General features: G+C 72.5%; 14 protein-coding genes. 13 read left to right on the plus strand and 1 reads right to left on the minus strand.

All coding sequences use genetic code 11. From position 1 onward, the window contains the following. The first annotated feature begins 3 nt into the window (after positions 1-3). The 3 genes from araB to araA all read left to right on the plus strand — a co-directional run bounded on the left by araB (position 4) and on the right by araA (position 3,972). Positions 4-1,695: a ribulokinase gene (araB, locus tag ACTOQ3_RS16855; RefSeq protein ID WP_440084324.1), complete on the plus strand. Its 1,692-nt coding sequence runs from the start codon at positions 4-6 to the stop codon at positions 1,693-1,695. 115 nt (positions 1,696-1,810) lie between these two features. After that, the gene (locus ACTOQ3_RS16860; RefSeq protein WP_440084325.1) at positions 1,811-2,479 is read left to right on the plus strand and encodes an L-ribulose-5-phosphate 4-epimerase; all 669 of its coding nucleotides are present in this window, start codon (positions 1,811-1,813) and stop codon (positions 2,477-2,479) included. Further along, positions 2,476-3,972 carry an L-arabinose isomerase gene (araA, locus tag ACTOQ3_RS16865; RefSeq protein WP_440084326.1) on the plus strand — a complete coding sequence of 499 codons (1,497 nt, stop codon included), beginning with the start codon at positions 2,476-2,478 and terminating at the stop codon, positions 3,970-3,972. Before ACTOQ3_RS16860 ends, araA begins: the two co-directional genes overlap by 4 nt. Positions 3,973-4,168: 196 nt before the next feature. Here the strand turns inward: araA and ACTOQ3_RS16870 are convergent, their stop codons facing one another. Further along, positions 4,169-4,354, minus strand: coding sequence for a hypothetical protein (locus ACTOQ3_RS16870; protein ID WP_440084327.1), 186 nt, complete (start codon positions 4,352-4,354; stop codon positions 4,169-4,171). 562 nt (positions 4,355-4,916) lie between these two features. Between ACTOQ3_RS16870 and ACTOQ3_RS16875 the strand changes: the two genes are divergently transcribed. The 10 genes from ACTOQ3_RS16875 (at position 4,917) to ACTOQ3_RS16920 (ending at position 16,791) form a co-directional block, all read left to right on the plus strand. Beyond that, complete coding sequence (locus tag ACTOQ3_RS16875; RefSeq protein ID WP_440084328.1) at positions 4,917-6,596, plus strand: ABC transporter substrate-binding protein; 1,680 nt, start codon at positions 4,917-4,919, stop codon at positions 6,594-6,596. Between the two features lie 3 nt (positions 6,597-6,599). Continuing rightward, positions 6,600-7,610: an ABC transporter permease gene (locus ACTOQ3_RS16880; protein ID WP_440084329.1), complete on the plus strand. Its 1,011-nt coding sequence runs from the start codon at positions 6,600-6,602 to the stop codon at positions 7,608-7,610. Then, entirely contained in the window at positions 7,610-8,521 is a 912-nt protein-coding gene (locus ACTOQ3_RS16885) for an ABC transporter permease (protein ID WP_440084330.1), read from the plus strand. Before ACTOQ3_RS16880 ends, ACTOQ3_RS16885 begins: the two co-directional genes overlap by 1 nt. Before the next feature lie 6 nt (positions 8,522-8,527). Further along, positions 8,528-10,630: a dipeptide ABC transporter ATP-binding protein gene (locus ACTOQ3_RS16890; protein WP_440084331.1), complete on the plus strand. Its 2,103-nt coding sequence runs from the start codon at positions 8,528-8,530 to the stop codon at positions 10,628-10,630. Positions 10,631-10,638: 8 nt separating this feature from the next. After that, positions 10,639-12,696 (plus strand): hydantoinase/oxoprolinase family protein, encoded by a 2,058-nt coding sequence (locus ACTOQ3_RS16895; RefSeq protein WP_440084332.1) that lies wholly within the window; start codon positions 10,639-10,641, stop codon positions 12,694-12,696. Further along, positions 12,693-14,432: a hydantoinase B/oxoprolinase family protein gene (locus ACTOQ3_RS16900; RefSeq protein ID WP_440084333.1), complete on the plus strand. Its 1,740-nt coding sequence runs from the start codon at positions 12,693-12,695 to the stop codon at positions 14,430-14,432. Before ACTOQ3_RS16895 ends, ACTOQ3_RS16900 begins: the two co-directional genes overlap by 4 nt. Continuing rightward, positions 14,425-14,643, plus strand: coding sequence for a hydantoinase B/oxoprolinase family protein (locus ACTOQ3_RS16905; protein ID WP_440084334.1), 219 nt, complete (start codon positions 14,425-14,427; stop codon positions 14,641-14,643). Before ACTOQ3_RS16900 ends, ACTOQ3_RS16905 begins: the two co-directional genes overlap by 8 nt. Further along, complete coding sequence (locus tag ACTOQ3_RS16910) at positions 14,640-15,935, plus strand: amidohydrolase family protein (protein WP_440084335.1); 1,296 nt, start codon at positions 14,640-14,642, stop codon at positions 15,933-15,935. The genes ACTOQ3_RS16905 and ACTOQ3_RS16910 overlap by 4 nt, the downstream gene beginning before the upstream one ends. Beyond that, positions 15,932-16,330, plus strand: a complete 399-nt coding sequence (locus ACTOQ3_RS16915; protein WP_440084336.1) for a DUF4440 domain-containing protein — start codon at positions 15,932-15,934, stop codon at positions 16,328-16,330. The genes ACTOQ3_RS16910 and ACTOQ3_RS16915 overlap by 4 nt, the downstream gene beginning before the upstream one ends. A 116-nt stretch (positions 16,331-16,446) precedes the next feature. Further along, entirely contained in the window at positions 16,447-16,791 is a 345-nt protein-coding gene (locus ACTOQ3_RS16920) for a TIGR04076 family protein (protein ID WP_440084337.1), read from the plus strand. Positions 16,792-16,818 lie beyond the last annotated feature (27 nt).

Raw genomic sequence — 16,818 nt, forward strand, 5'->3', positions numbered from 1 at the left:
GATGTGAACGCTAACAACGATCGTTACGTGGTCGGTGTCGACTTCGGTACGCTGTCGGGCCGCGCCGTGGTGGTCCGGGTCGGCGACGGTGCCGAGATGGGCGCCGCCGTGCACGAGTACGCCCACCGGGTGATCGAGGAACGGCTGCCGGGCACCGCCGTGCGCCTGGGCCCCGACTGGGCGCTGCAGTCGCCGGAGGACTGGCGGGAGGTGCTCCGCCAGGCGGTGCCCAAGGCGGTGGCGGCGGCCGGGATCTCCCCGTCGCAGGTCATCGGCCTGGGAACCGACTTCACCGCCTGCACCGTGCTGCCCGCCACCGCCGACGGCACCCCGCTGTGCGAGGTCGACGGGCTCGCCGACCGCCCGCACGCGTGGCCGAAGCTGTGGAAGCACCACGCGGCGCAGCCGCACGCCGACCGGATCAACGCCGTCGCCGCCCGCAGGGGAGAGGCGTGGCTGCCCCGTTACGGCGGGAAGATCTCCTCGGAGTGGGCGTTCGCCAAGGGCCTCCAGGTGCTGGAGGAGGACCCGGAGGTCTACGGCCGCGCGGAACGCTGGATCGAGGCCGCCGACTGGATCGTCTGGCAGCTCACCGGCGTGGAGACGCGCAACGTGTGCACGGCCGGGTACAAGGCCATCCGCCAGGACGGCCGTTACCCCTCCGCGGAGTTCCTCGCCGAGCTCAACCCCGCCTTCACCGGTTTCACCGCCAAGCTCGGCGGGGAGCCGTCCCCCTTGGGCGGCCTCGCCGGACGGCTGGACGCCCGCGCCGCCGCGTGGACGAAGCTGCCCGAGGGCATCGCGATCTCGATCGGCAACGTCGACGCCCACGTCACGGCCGCCGCCGCCGACGCCGTGCGGCCCGGCCAGATGGTCGCCATCATGGGCACCTCCACCTGCCACGTCATGTCCTCCGACGCCCTGGCCGAGGTACCCGGCATGTGCGGCGTGGTGCGTGACGGCATCGTGCCCGGCCTGTGGGGGTACGAGGCGGGCCAGTCGGGTGTCGGCGACATCTTCGGATGGTTCGTCGAGACCTCGGTGCCGGGCTCCTACGAGCGCGAGGCGGAGGAGCGCGGGCTCACGGTGCACGAGCTCCTCACCGAGCGCGCCGCCGCGCAGCGGGTCGGGCAGCACGGCCTGGTGGCGCTCGACTGGCACAACGGCAACCGTTCGGTGCTGGTCGACCACAACCTCTCCGCCGTGGTCGTCGGCCAGACGCTCGCGACGAGGCCCGAGGACACCTACCGGGCGCTGATCGAGGCCACCGCGTTCGGCGCCCGCACGATCGTGGAGACCTTCGAGAGCTCCGGGGTGCCGGTGACCGAGTTCGTCGCCGCGGGGGGCCTGATCAAGAACCACTTCCTGATGCAGGTCTACGCCGACGTACTGCGCCGCCCGATCTCGGTGATCGGCTCCGAGCAGGGGTGTGCCCTGGGGTCGGCCATCCACGCCGCGGTCGCCGCCGGGGCCTATCCCGACATCACCTCGGCCTCGGCCGCGATGGGCGGGCGCGGCGAGGCCGTCTACGTCCCCGACGCCGGGCGCGCGGACACCTATGACCGGCTGTACGCCGAGTACCGCCGCCTGCACGACCACTTCGCCGACGGGGAGATGCTGCACGGCTTGCGGGCCCTGCGCAACCAGGCCGGCGAGAACGAGAAGAACACGTCGACGAACAAGGAGGACGCGTGACCGGGCGCGAGGAACATCTGAACGGGCGGGCGCTGCCCCCGCCCCCGCGCGTGGCCGGGCATCCGGCACCGCGCGTGACCGGGCACCCGGGCTCGCACCGGACGGGGGCGGCCGGATGAGCGCCGTCGTCAGGAAGCTGCGGGAGACGGTGTCCGCGCTCCACCAGGAACTGGTCCGCTACAACCTCGTCGCCTGGACGGCAGGGAACGTCTCCGGCCGGGTCCCCGGCGAGGACCTCTTCGTCATCAAGCCGTCCGGGGTGATGTACGAGAACCTCACCCCGGAGTCGATCGTGGTGTGCGACCTGGACGGCGAGCTGGTCGAGGGCGAGCTGGCGCCGTCCAGCGACACCGCCGCGCACGCGTACGTCTACCGGACGATGCCGCGGGTGGGCGGGGTGGTGCACACCCACTCCACGTACGCCTCCGCCTGGGCGGCGCGGGGCGAGGCCATCCCGTGCGTGCTGACGGCGATGGCCGACGAGTTCGGCGGCGAGATCCCGGTGGGGCCGTTCGCGCTGATCGGCGGGGACGACATCGGCAAGGGAATCGTCGCCACCCTGGAGGGCCACCGCTCCCCGGCGGTCCTGATGCGCAACCACGGCGTCTTCACCATCGGCGCGGACGCCCGCGCCGCCGTCAAGGCGGCGGTGATGTGCGAGGACGTCGCCCGCACCGTGCACGTGGCCCGTCAGCTGGGCGAGCCGCTGTCCATCGCGCAGCCCGACATCGACAGTTTGTACGACCGCTACCAGAACGTCTACGGGCAAAGGAGTCCGCGGTGACCCTCCACGAGCGAGAGATCTGGTTCCTCACCGGAAGCCAGGGCCTGTACGGAGAGGACACGCTGGCCCAGGTGGCGGAGCAGTCCCAGAAAATCGCCGAGCAGCTTGACGAGACGCTGGCGTTCCGGGTGGTGTGGAAGCCCGTGCTCACCGACGCCGCGTCGATCCGCCGGGTCTGCCTGGAGGCCAACGCCTCGGACGCCTGCGTCGGGGTGATCGCCTGGATGCACACCTTCTCCCCGGCCAAGATGTGGATCGCCGGGCTGGACGCGCTGCGCACGCCGCTGCTGCACCTGCACACCCAGGCCAACGTGGCGCTGCCGTGGAGCTCCATCGACATGGACTTCATGAACCTCAACCAGGCCGCGCACGGCGACCGCGAGTTCGGTTACATCCAGTCCCGGCTGGGCGTCGCGCGCAAGACCGTCGCCGGGCACGTGAGCGACCCGGCGGTGGCGGCGCGCATCGGCGCCTGGGCGCGGGCCGCGGCCGGGCGCGCCGAGCTGAGCTCGCTGCGGCTGGCCCGCTTCGGCGACAACATGCGCGACGTGGCGGTCACCGAGGGCGACAAGGTGGAGGCGCAGCTGCGCTTCGGCGTCTCGGTCAACACCTACGGCGTCAACGACCTGGTCGCCGCCGTCGACGCCGCGGCGGACGCCGACGTGGACGTCCTGATCTCCGAGTACGAGGACACCTACAAGGTCGCCCCCGAGCTGCGCGCCGGAGGCGAGCGCCACGACTCGCTGCGCTACGCCGCCCGCATCGAGCTGGGGCTGCGCCACTTCCTCACCGAGGGGGGCTTCGGCGCGTTCACCACCAACTTCGAGGACCTCGGCGGGCTGCGGCAGCTGCCGGGGCTCGCGGTGCAGCGGCTGATGGCCGACGGCTACGGCTTCGGCGGCGAGGGCGACTGGAAGACCTCGGTGATGGTGCGCACCCTGAAGGTGATGTCGGCCGGTCTCTCCGGCGGCACCTCCTTCATGGAGGACTACACCTACCACCTGACCCCCGGCCAGGAGGTCATCCTGGGCGCGCACATGCTGGAGGTCTGCCCGACGATCGCCGCCGGGGTGCCCTCGTGCGAGATCCACCCGCTGAGCATCGGCGGGCGCGAGGATCCCGTCCGGCTGGTCTTCGACGCGGAGCCGGGTCCCGCCGTGGTGATCGGCCTGTCCGACATGGGGGACCGGTTCAGGCTGGTGGCCAACGAGATCGACGTGGTCGCCCCCGCCGAGCCGCTGCCCAGCCTGCCCGTCGCCCGCGCGGTGTGGAGGCCCCGCCCGAACCTGAGCACCTCCGCCGAGGCGTGGCTGACCGCCGGGGGCCCGCACCACACGGTCCTGTCGTCGGCGCTGACCACCGAGGAGCTCACCGACCTCTCCGAGATGCTCGGTGTCGAGCTCCTGGTCATCGACGCGGACACCACCGCCCGCCAGTTCGCCAAGGAGATCCGCTGGAACCAGGCCTACTACCACCTGGCGCGCGGTTTCTGATCCGCCGGACCCCGCCCGTCCACCACCCGTTCCCGCCGGCCTCCGGTGCCCTGCCGCTCGGAGGGCGCCGGAGGACGTGCCGTCGCAGGCGGCCCGCCGTGCGCGGCCTGCCGTACGCGGCTCGTCGTACGTGACGTGCCGTACGTGGCTCGTCGCGGGCGGCGGGAAGGGCGGGGTCCGCGTGCACACCGGAGCACTACGGGCGGATTCGGTGGCCGTCGTCCAGCAGGCGGGAGAGCACGCCGAGGGTGGCCGCGCCCGCCGCGACGCCGCTGAGCAGGGAGAGCGGCCAGGGGGACCCGGCCACCAGGGCGAGCGCGCAGGCCAGCGTCGCGATCACCGCCGTGGCGGCCACGACGAGCAGTACAGGTACGGAGAACATCGGCTCACTCCCGCAGGGGGCGCCGCCGGGGTTCCGGCGGCACTGTGGTCGAGGACCGGCTCCGGTGGAACCCGTACTCGCCCCGATACGTCCTGCCCATCCTGAGCGCGGTAATCACGAACCGGGCAAATCCTTACTCGTCCTGATACGTCCCGCGCATCCTGGGCGCGGTGCTCATGAACCGGGCGAACCCGCGCTCGTCCCGACGGCCCCGGCGCGTCCCGCCCGTCCCGGGCGCGGTGATCACGAACCGGACGTGCCGCGACCGGCAGGGCCGGGCGGTGCGGGGCGCGGGTATGCCCGGCCCCGCCGAGAGGGTAGGAAGCGCCGGTCACTTCTGGGCGTCGTCCGTGTGAAATTCAGTGAACACGACCACTCGAGTCGACCTTCCATTCGCCGGTTCACCTGGCTGAACACGAGTTTTTCGTGTGAACAAAAACCGGTCCCTTGTTCACCAAACTCAGGTCTGATAGAACAAACGGCACATGTAGGTCGGGTGGGCCGTCAGTGCCGCGATCCGCCCACCTCGCGGCCTATCCCTCATGGCCCCTGGAGGACTGCGATGCCCGGTTTGCCTCACCCCCACGGTCCGGTGTCCCCCGCGCTGTCCCGTCGCTCGATCCTGCACCTCGGGGGTGGGGTCGCCCTCCTCTTCGCGACCGGGTGCGCCGCGGGTACCAAGGCGGGCGGCTCGGACACCCCGGCGGCGAGCGCGGCCCCCGACGGGAGCGCCGCCCCGGCCGCCTCGGCGCTGCGGATCGCGGTGGGCAGCTACCTGAGCAGCTGGGACCAGGACTTCGTCGGATTCGACCTGACCGCGCTGATGCTCTACAAGAACGTCTTCCCCTACATGGTCGACTACGGGGTCACCTCGGTCGGCGGCGGCCGGATCCTCGACACCGAGGCCGTCGCCCCGGCCTTCGCCGAGTCCTTCGAGCCCGACGCCGGCAACAAGGTCTGGACCCTCAAGCTGCGCAAGGGCGTGAAGTTCGCCAGCGGCAACGAGATGACCGCCAGGGACGTCAAGTGGTCCAAGGACCGCGCCTTCGCCGCGAAGGCCAACGTCGCCGGGATCTACCGGCTGATCGGGCTCACCGAGGCGGACCAGGTCGAGGTGGTCGACGACCACACCGTGACGTTCACCCAGGCGTTCCCCAGCGCCCTCACCCGGCAGATCCAGGCCATCTCGCTGTACGTCTTCGACTCCGAGGAGGCCAGGAAGCACGCCACCGACGACGACCCCTGGGCCAAGGAGTGGTTCGCCAAGAACCCCCCGAGCGGCGGCTACTTCAACGTCGGCAAGGCGGTCCAGGGCCAGGAGATCCTGCTCACCGCCAACACCGGCTATCCCGGCCCCGACGGCGCCAAGAGCCCCGAGATCAGGCTCACCGTGGTGCCCGCCGCCGCCAACCAGCGCCTCCAGCTGCAGAACGGCGACATCGACATCGCCTTCGGGATCGGCCAGCGCGACATCAAGGACCTCAAGACCACCCCGGGCATCAAGGTCATCTCCGCGCCGAGCAACAGCCAGGTCGCCATCCAGATGTCGGTGACCACCGCGCCCTTCGACGACCCCGCGGTCCGCAGGGCGCTCGCCCACGCCGTCCCGTACGAGCAGATCATCGCCAACGTCTACGGCGGCGACGCGCGGCCCGCCAGGAGCGTCGTCCCGCTGGACATGCCCGGCTACTCCGAGACCGGCTACCCCTACACCTACGACGTCGCCAAGGCCAGGGAGACGCTGGCCGGGGCGGGCAGGACCTCGGTCACCTCCGAGCTGGTCTTCCAGACCGACAGCGAGGAGCAGCAGCAGATCGCCGTCCTGGTGCAGAGCGAGGCCGGGAAGGCGGGCATCGAGCTGAAGCTCACCCCGCTCGACCCCGCCACGCTCGCCGAGCGCAGGGAGAGGAAGAACATCCCGCTGCAGATCACCGTGGGCCAGCTCTGGGTCAACGACGTGGAGTACATGCTCGGGACCAGCTTCACCAAGGGCGCCAGCCTCAACTACTCCAACTACGTCAACGACGAGATCGAGAAGATCTTCGAGGACTCCCACACCGTCGTCGACGAGGCGGAGCGCGCCAAGCTCTGGCTGCGCGTGCAGGAGATCCTGGCCGGGGACGTGCCGTGGGTCGTCGTCTGCCAGCCCGACTTCAACCTCCCCGTCAGGGAGTCGGTGGCGGGCTGGGTCCAGCCGATGGACGGTCTGGCCCGGCTGCGCTACCTGAGCGTCGCCGGGTAGTCCGTGCGCATCCTCCGGTTCCTCCTCAGACGGCTGCTCCAGCTCGTCCCGGTGCTCCTCGGGGTGGTCGTCCTGACCTTCCTCCTCGTCAGGGTCCTGCCGGGCGACCCGATCCGCACCATCCTCGGCCCCAACGCCACGGAGGCCGACGCCGCCGCCGCGCGGGCCAGGTTCGGGCTGGACCGGCCGTTGTGGCGGCAGTTCCTCGACTACGCCGGGGGGCTGTTCACCGGTGACTTCGGCACCTCCATCCAGAGCGGCGCCCCGGTGGGCTCGGAGATGGCCGTGCGCGTCGGGCCGACCATGGAACTCGTGGTGATCGCGCTGGCCGTGGCGCTGGTGCTGGCGACGGTGCTCGGCATCTGGTCGGCGCGCAACGCGGGCCGGTTCGGCGACCACACCGTCCGCGTCGCGGCGCTCGTCGGCAACTCGGTGCCGGAGTTCTGGCTCGGCCTGGTGCTGGTCCTCGTCGGCTACAGCGTCCTGGGCTGGTTCCCCGCGCCCAGCGGCCGGGTCGACCCCGGCACCGACCTCAGCCTCATCACCGGCGCCGACCTGCTCGACGCGGCGCTGACGGCCAACGGCCCCGCGTTCGTCTCGGCACTGGAACACCTCGTGCTGCCGGTGACCACGCTGGTGATCGTCATCGTCGCGCCGCTGCTGCGCAGCGTCCGGGCCTCCGCGCTGGAGGTGCTCGCCTCCGAGGCGTACGCGGCCGCCGCCGCGCACGGTCTCGGGGACCGGCTGCTGCTGCGCGGCTACCTGGTGCGGGCCGCGCTGGTGCGCCTCCCCGCGCTGGCGGCCCTGGTGTTCGGCTTCTCCATCGGCTCGACGGTCCTCGTGGAGTACGTCTTCTCCTGGCAGGGCTTCGGGCAGTGGGCGCTGCGCGGCCTGCTCTACCGGGACTACCCGGTGGTGCAGGCGTCGGTGCTCGTGATCGCGCTGTTCTACGTGGTGGTGTTCCTCGTCGCCGACGTCGTCCAGGCGGTCCTCGACCCGAGAGTGAGGATCTGATGCCGGACGCCGAACACGCCCCCGACGCCGGACGCGTACGGAAGCCCGATGACGCGCGTGCCCCGAGGACCGGGCGCGTCCGGGAGGGCGATGGGGACCGGCGCTTCGCGTCGTCCCTGATCACGGCCGGTTCCGCGATCCTGGTCCTGGTCGCCGTGGCGGTCGTGTTCGCGCCGGCGCTGACCGCGTGGGGCCCCGAGGAGATCGACCCCCTCGCCTCCCTCGCCCCGCCGGGCGGCGCCCACCTCCTGGGCACCGACCTCAACGGCATGGACGTGTGGAGCCGGGTCCTGCACGCGGCCAGGCTCGACGTCGGCATCGCGGTCGCCGCGGTCGCCCTGGCCGTGGTCGCGGGCAGTCTCGTCGGCCTGGTCGCCGGATACCGGGGCGGCCGGCCGGACGACGTGCTGATGCGAGTGCTCGACGTCTTCCAGGCGTTCCCCACCTTCATCCTGGCCCTGGCGGTGGCCGCGCTGCTCGGCGGCGGGACCGCCAACCTGGTCGCGGTGATCGCGCTGGTGAACGCGCCCGCGTACGCCCGGCTGGTGCGGGCCGAGGTGCGCTCCGTCAGGGAACTGCCCTTCGTGGAGGCGTCCCGCGCCTCCGGGGCCTCCTTCTGGGGGGTGCTCTGGCGGCACGTACTGCCCAACAGCCTCACGCCGGTGCGCGTCATCGCCCCGCTGAACTGCGGCTGGGCGATGCTCACGCTGGCCGGGCTGTCCTTCCTCGGCCTCGGCGTGCCGGTGCCCACCGCCGAATGGGGAGCCATGATCAGCCTCGGCACCGGGGACGTCGTCGCCGGCCGGTGGTGGACCTCGGTACCTCCCGGCCTCTTCCTGCTGATCTGCGTCCTGGGCTTCAGCCTCCTCGGTGAGGGCCTGCAGGAACGCGCCGACTCCACGAGGAGGTGACGGGCGATGACCCTCCTGTCGATCGAGGACCTCTCCGTCGTGATCCACCGCCCCGGACGCCGGGTCGCCGCGCTGAGCGGGGTGAACCTGAGCGTCGAGCCCGGCGAGGTGGTCGGCCTGGTCGGCGAGAGCGGCGGCGGCAAGAGCATGGTGGCCCGCTCGATCGTGGGCCTGCTGCCCGGCGGCTCCCGTACGGCCGGGCGGGTCCTGTTCGACGGCGCCGACGTGCTGACGATGGGCGCCGCCGAGCTGGAGTCCTTCCGGGGGCACGGCGCCGCGATCTGCTTCCAGAACCCGCGCGGCGCGCTCAGCCCCACCAGGACCGTCGGCCGCCAGCTCGTCGACCGGCTCGTCACCCACCGGGACCTGGCGCCCGCCCCCGCCAGGGAGGTCGCCGCCGAGCTGTTCGAGTCGGTCGGCATCCGCGGCCCGAGACGTCGCCTGGACGCCTACCCGCACGAGCTCTCCGGCGGCATGGCGCAGCGCGTCATGATCTCGCTGGCCACCGGGTGCGCCCCGGGCCTGCTGATCGCCGACGAGCCCACCACCGGGCTGGACGTGACCCTCACCAGGGAGATCCTCAACCGCTTCCGGCTCGCCGCGAACGCCGAGCGGCGCGGCGTCCTGCTGATCTCCCACGACCTCGCCTCCATCGCGGGGGTCTGCGACCGCGTCGTGGTGCTCTACGCCGGGACGGTGGTGGAGACCGGTCCGGGGCCGCAGGTGCTCGACGAGCCCGCCCACCCCTACACGCGGGCGCTGCTGCGCTCGGTGCCCGACATCGACGGGCGCCCGGTGACCGCCACCCCCGGCGCGATGCCGCTGCCGGTGGAGGCGCCGTCCTCCTGCCCGTTCGCGCCGCGCTGCGCGCACGTGACGGAGTTGTGCAGGACGGAGCTCCCGCTCGCCGAGGCACTGGCCTCCGACTGGAGCGCCGCCTGCTTCCACCCCCGCTCCGGGCCCCTCACCGAACCCGACGGCACGCCTCCGCCCGTGGACGCGCCTCCCCGGTCGTCTCTCACGGAGACCGCGCCCGTGGACGCGGAGCCGCCCGGCCGTACGGGGGCACCGCCCGTGCGTACGGTCGTCCCGCCCTGCGCGCGGGTGGGCTCCGGGGCGGGGGCCGCCTCCGCAGGGAGGACGGGAGCGGAGGTGCTGCGCGTCGAGGACGCGCACGTTTTCTACCGTGCCCGCTTCGGCGGCGGGGGCCACCACGCCCTGCGCGGGGTCAGCCTCCACGTCGCCGCGGGCGAGACCCTGGGCATCGTCGGGGAGAGCGGCTGCGGCAAGAGCACGCTGGCCAGGCTGGTGCTCGGGCTGGTGCCGCCCTCCCAGGGGCGGGTCGAGGTCGCCGGGCGGGTGCTGTCGGAGCTGCGCGGCCGGGAGCTGCGCCGCCTGCGCACCCGCGTCCAGCTGGTCTTCCAGGATCCCGTCGAATCGCTCAGCCCCCGGCGGACCGTGGCGGACGCGATCGGTGAGCCGCTGCGCGCCGCCGGGGTGCCCGCCTCCGAGCGGGCGTCACGCGTCGCCCGCGTCCTGGAGCGCATGGAACTGGACCCGTCGATCCTCGGGCGGCGCCCGCACGAGCTGTCCGGCGGGCAGGCGCAGCGCGCCGGCATCGCCCGCGCGCTCGTCGGCGACCCCGACCTGATCGTCTTCGACGAGCCGACCTCGGCGCTCGACGTCACCGTGCAGGCGCAGATCCTGAAGGTGATCGCCGAGGTGAGCGGCGACCGCTCGCGCGGCACGGTCTTCATCTCCCACGACCTGGCCACCGTCCGGGGGTTCTGCGACCGCGTCGCGGTTCTCTACCTGGGGCGGATCGTCGAGGAAGGGCCGGTGGAGGAGGTCTTCGGCAACCCGCTGCACCCCTACACCCGGGCACTGCTGGCCGGCGCCCCCAGCCTCGGCGCCGGGTACGGCGGCCCGCGGGTCGAGCTGACCAGGGACCTGGAGGAGGCGGACGCCGCCGCGGGTTGCGCCCTCGCGCCGCGCTGTCCCTTCGCGACCGGCGAGTGCCGGGAACAGGAGCAGGAACTCCGCCCGTACGACGCGAGCCTGGTCGCCTGCCGGCGCGCCGCCGAGATCCCCGCCCTGATCGAAAGGTGACAACCGCGATGCCCGACCTCAAGCACCTCCGGCTGGCCGTCGACATCGGCGGCACCTTCGTCGACGCGATGGAGCTGGACACGCGCACCCACGAGGTGCGCTTCAGGAAGGCCTCGACCACCCCGGCCCGCCCCTGGGAGGGCGTGCTGGACGCGGTCACCGCGCTCGGCACCGACCTGTCGCGGGTGGAACTGTTCATCCACGGCACCACCCTCGGCCTCAACGCCGTCCTGGAGCGGCGCGGCGAGCCCACCGGGATTCTCACCAACGACGGCTTCCGCGACATCTTCCTGATCGGCAGGGGCAACGTGCCCGCCGACCACATGTACGACTTCCAGTACGAGCGGCCCGAGAGCCTCGTACAGCGCCGCCACACCGCCGGGGTGCGGGGACGCCTCGACCACCGGGGCCGGGTGGTCGAGGAGCTCGACGCCGCCGGGGTGAGGGAGGCCGCACGGGTCCTCGTCGAGGAGCGGGGCGTGGTGTCGATCGCCGTCTGCTTCCTGCACTCCTTCCTCGACCCCTCCCACGAGCGGGAGGCCGCCCGGATCATCCGCGAGGCGTACCCGGACGTGACGGTCTCGGTCTCCACCGACATCGTCAGGGAGTACCGCGAGTACGAGCGGACCAGCACGACCGTCCTCGACGCCTACATCCGGCCGATCTTCGAGAGGTACGTGGACCGGCTGGAGCGCGGGCTGGCCGAGCGCGGGTTCGGCGGGCGATTCCTGATCATGCGGTCCGGCGGCGGTTCCATGACGTCGGCCGTGGCCAAGACCTCCCCGACGCACACCGTGCTGTCGGGCCCGGCGGGCGGCATCGTGGGCGCGGCGCACATCGCCGCCGCCCTCGGTCGCCGGGACCTTCTGACCTTCGACATCGGCGGTACCTCGCTGGACGCGTGCGTGATCGAGCACGGGTCCCCGGTGGCCGCCTACGAGGCGCAGCTGGAGCACTTCCCGCTGCTGATCCCCACCTACGACATCCGCACGATCGGCGCCGGAGGGGGCTCGATCGCGTGGCTGGAGCGGGGATTGCTGAAGGTGGGGCCGCAGAGCGCGGGTGCCGACCCCGGCCCGGTGTGTTACGGCCGGGGCGGCACCCGCCCCACTGTCACGGACGCGGCGGTCGTCCTCGGCTACGTGGACCCGGCCCGCTTCCTGGCCGGGGCGATGGAGCTGCGGGCCGACGCCGCCCGCGCGGCGCTCGACGAGCAGGTGGCCGGGCCGCTCGGGCTCGGCCCGGAGGCCGCGGCGGCGGGCGTCTTCGACGTGCTGCTGGCCAGGACCGTCGGCGCGGTCCGGCAGATCACGGTCGAGCGGGGACACGACCCCCGCGGCTTCTCGCTGCTCGCGTTCGGCGGGGCCGGGCCGCTGCTCGCCCCGCTGCTCGCGGCGGAGATGGGCATCGGCGAGGTCATCGTGCCGTTCGCCCCGTCGGGCTTCTCCGCCTGGGGCATGCTCAGCGCCGACATCGTCGACGACTTCTCCCGTACGGTGGCGGCCACCCTGGACGACGCCGACCTCGACGGGCTGGAGGCGGTGTTCAAGGGCGTCGAGGCCGAGGCGGTCGCCTCCCTGGAGGCGCAGCGGGTCCCGGCCGGGCGCATGGTCCTCGAGCGCCGGTTCGAGCTGCGTTACCTGGGGCAGGAGCACTCGCTCATCGTCACCGCGGGCCGCGACCTCGACCGGGACGCGATCAGGCGGGCGTTCGAGGAGACCCACGCGGCGCGGTACGGGCACGCCATGGACAACCGGGTGCAGATCCTCAACCTGAGGGTGCGCGGCGTCGGCCGTACCGACAGGCCCGAGCTGGTGGTGCGCCCGCCGGGCGACGGCGACGCGAGCCGGGCGCTGCTCGCCCGCAGGGACGCCTACGACTTCGGCACCCGCGCCACGGCCTCGTTCGCCGTCTACGACCGCGCGCTGCTGGAGCCCGGTGACGCGTTCGACGGGCCCGCCCTGGTCGACGAGGGCACCTCGACCACCGTGGTCCCCTCGGGACAGCGGGTCGAGGTCGAGGAGCACGGCTACCTGCTGGTACGGCTTGTGGAGGCGGAGTCATGACGGAGCGGCTGGACGGCGGGCGACAGGACGACGGGCACCCGGACGGCACGCGCACGGACGGCGCCCGGCCGGAAGGCGCCCGGCTGGACGGCGCGACCGCCGAGGTGGTGCGCAGCTACCTGCTCGCGGCGGCGGAGGAGATGCGGGCCACGCTGATCCGCACATCGTTCAACCCGGTCATCTACGAGGTCCACGACTTCGGGATGTCGATGTACGACGCGGACCTGCGGCTGATCGCCGAGGCCACCGGGCTCACCTTCTTCCTCGGCGCCAACGACTTCTCCCTGCGCAAGGGTGTGGAGTATGTGGGGCGGGAGAATCTGTGCCCGGGTGATGTGGTGTTGTTGAACTATCCGTACTGGAACGCGGCGCATTCCTATGACGCGACGTTGTTCTGTCCGGTGTTCGTGGGTGTTGATCTGGTGGGTTTCCTGTGTGTGCGGGCTCATTGGATGGATCTGGGGGCGAAGGATCCGGGGTATGTGCTGGATTCCACGGACATGCATCAGGAGGGGATTATCTTTCCGGGAACGAAGGTGTTCTCGGGGGGTGTGCCGAATCGGGAGATCATCGAGTTGATCCGGTTCAATTCGCGGATGCCGGATCTGGTGATCGGTGATCTGAACGCGCAGGTCGCCGCGCTGCGCACCGGCGAGCGCCGGTTCCTGGAGATCCTGGAGAAGTTCGGCCGTCCGACCGTGGACGCCGCGGTCCGGCGGATGGTCGAGGACGGCGAGGCGCGCACCCGCGCCGCCCTCGCCGAGCTGCCGCAGGGCTCGTGGACGGCGGTCGACTGGCTGGACGACGACGGGATCACCGAGGAACCGGTCCGCATGCAGGTCACCGTCACCATCGCCGACGGCACCTTCACCGTCGACTTCGCCGGTTCCGCGCCCGCCGTGCCCGGTCCCGTCAACATGCCGTTCGGCGCGACCATCGCGATCTGCAAGGTCGTCCTCAAGGCGCTCACCTCGCCCGACGAGCCGTCCAACTTCGGTACGACCGTTCCCCTGGAGGTGCGGGCCGAGCCGGGCACGCTCTTCCACGCCGTCTACCCGCAGCCGACGTTCACCCTCTGGACCGGCATCGTCGCGGTCGAGCTCATCCTGAAGGCGCTGGCGCAGGGGATGCCGGACCGGCTGCCGGCCTCCTCTGGGGGCGACGTGCCGGGGTTCATGATGGTCGGGATCCATCCGGAGACCGGGCAGATGTTCGCGGTCAGCAACAACGACCCGGTCGGCTGGGGTGCCACCCCCTCCCACGACGGCATGAACGCCGCCACCCACGTCTCGGGCAGTACGGGGCGCATCACCCCGATCGAGGTCCTGGAGGCCAGGACGGGGATGTTCTTCGAGCGGGTGGAGCTGCGGGAGGACTCCGGGGGTGCGGGGCGGTTCCGGGGCGGGGTGGGGCTGCGGCGTGACATCCGTTTCGTGGTGCCGGGGGAGTTCCTGTCGGTGATCAAGAAGACGCGGTCGCGGCCGTGGGCGCTGGAGGGCGGGCTGGAGCCCGAGCCCAACCAGGTGGTGGTCTTTCCCGGCACCGAGCGCGAGCAGCGGGTGAGCACGAAGCGGACCCGGGTGGAGGTCGGGGACCGGGTCACGGTGCTGACGGCCGGGGGCGGCGGGCACGGCGATCCGCGCGAGCGCGATCCGGAGCTCGTCCGCCGCGACGTCGCCGAGGGCTACGTCTCACCCGACGCAGCCCGCCGCACCTACGGGATCGACGATGTCTGAGCCCTTCGCCCTCGAAGACGTCGCACCCGTCGCCCCGGACGGGAGAAAGGCCGCCCCCGCCGGTGAGGGGCGCGTCCGGGTGGACGGCGCGAGGGTCGGGGTCGTGCGCAGCCGTCTCACCTCGGCCGCCGAGGAGATGCGGGCCACGCTCGTCCGTACCGCCTTCAACCCGGTCATCTACGAGGTCTTCGACATCGGGAGGGCCCGATGAACGGCGCGGTCAACGACGTGGTCCTCGTCAACTGCACCGTCACCGACGCCCGCGCCCGCGGTGTTCCCGGTGCGGCCCCGGGGAGCCGTACGGCGGCCGGAGCGGCGAGTGACGAGGGGCGGATCGCCGACGCGGCGGTGTGGATCCGGGGCGACCGGATCGCGGCCGTGGGCCCCCGCGAGGAGATCCTGGAGCGGACGGGCGACGCCCACCCGGTCGACCTCGACGGCGCGCACGTCACCCCCGGCCTGGTCAACATGCACACCCACCTGTCCCTGTCGCTCCCCGGCCGGGGAGGCGACAGCGTGAAGAACATGACGGCGCACGAGCTCGCCCTCTACATGGCCGACGGCGCCCGGCGCACCCTGCACTGCGGGGTCACCACGGTGCGGTGCGTGGCCGAGAAGGACCACGCCGACTTCGCGCTGCGCCGGGCGATCGAGTCGGGCCGGGCGATCGGCCCGCGCATCTTCACCGCCGGTCGCGCCCTGGTGTGCACCGGTGGCCACGGGCACGAGGGGAGCGACACCCTGGAGTGCGACGGCGCCGACGGGTTCCGGCGCGGGGTGCGCAGCCAGGTCAAGGCGGGCGCCGACCTCATCAAGATCATGATCTCGGGCGGGATCGCCGGGGAGCACGAGAGGATCGACACCCCGCAGCTGTTCTCCGACGAGCTGGCGGCGGCACTGCAGACCGCGCACGCCTGGGGCCGCAAGGTCACCGCGCACGCGGGCCCGGCGGCGGTGATCGCCGAGGCCGTCGAGCTGGGCCTCGACTGCGTGGAGCACGGCTACCAGCTCACCCCCGAGGTCGCGAAGAGGATGGCCGAACGCGGTACCTCCCTGGTGCCGACACTGCTCGTCACCCGCTGCAAGGAGTTCTTCGACGAGCTCGGGGTGCCGGAGTGGATGCAGTGCCGCTCGCTCGGTGCCGGACCCCGGCACCTGGAGAGCTACGCCATGGCCCTCGACGCGGGGGTGGACGTCCTGCTGGGCAGCGACATGCCGCCGTTCTGGGACTTCGAGGGGACCAACGCCTCGGTACGCGAGCTGGAGTGCATGTCCGAGGGCGGCCTCGGCCCGGCGGCGGCGCTCCACGCCGGCACGCTCGGCCCGGTGCGCTGGCTCGGCGCCGCCGCCGATCTCGGCACCGTCGAGGTCGGCAAGTACGCGGACCTCATCGCGATGGACGCGGACCCGCTCGCGGACACCTCGGCCTTCCGCGGGGTCCGCTGGGTGATGAAGGGCGGCCGGGTCGTCCGCGACGACCGGTCGGGATGGGAGAAACCATGAACACCGCCTCCGGCGCGGACGCCGGCCTGATCGCGGCGGGCATCGACGACATGTACGACGCGTTCCTCGCGGCCGACCGCCGCCGGTTCGACGGGCACCTGCACGACGAGGTGACCACCTGGGAGACGCACCTGCCGGGACCGCTGCGGACCCGGGCGGAACTCGACGCCTACCGCGACGGCCGGGACGGCTCGGGCGCCCGTCCCCGCCTCGACCGGCTGGCGGCCGAGGACAAGCGGATCGACGTGTGGGACGACACCGGCGTCGCCCGCTACGTGCTCGTCGCCGAACCGCCGGGCGGGCCCGCGCGGCGCAGCCGGGTGACCGACGTGCTGCGCCGCGTCGACGGCGACTGGCTCATCGTGCACCACCACTCCGAACTGCTCACATCGTGAACCGGAGGCCGGCCGCCCGCGCGGACGCCGAGCCGGAGGCGGTACCCCCACAGGCCGGGCCGCACGCCGTACGGCAGCGAGGATCACGGCCTGGACGGGCCGGGGGAGGAACCGGCATGGACGACATCGGTGGGAACGGCGACGGCGACGGCGACATGGAGCTGTACGACCTGCGGGTGGTGGTCGACCGCATCGAGGGCAGATCCGTCTGCGGGATGGAGGTGGGTGACTGCTTCACGCTGGAGAACAGCGCCCACCTGCGGCTCCCCGACGGCGAGCACTTCTGCGTCTACGCGCTCGCCTCGGTGCTGCCCTTCCTCGCCGCCAAGCAGCGCGACCTCGCCGAGGGCGACTGGCTGGAGCGGGACACCCTGTTCGCCTGCCCCGATCCCGAGGAGCGGCTGGTGATGCGGGTCGAGCGGGCCCGCCGCCGCCGGATGAACTCCGCCGACCTGACCTGAGGGGGCTCGCGATGACGACCGACCGAG

This window comes from Streptosporangium sp. LJ11, assembly GCF_051918945.1.
In the GTDB taxonomy this organism is placed as follows: Bacteria; Actinomycetota; Actinomycetes; order Streptosporangiales; family Streptosporangiaceae; genus Streptosporangium.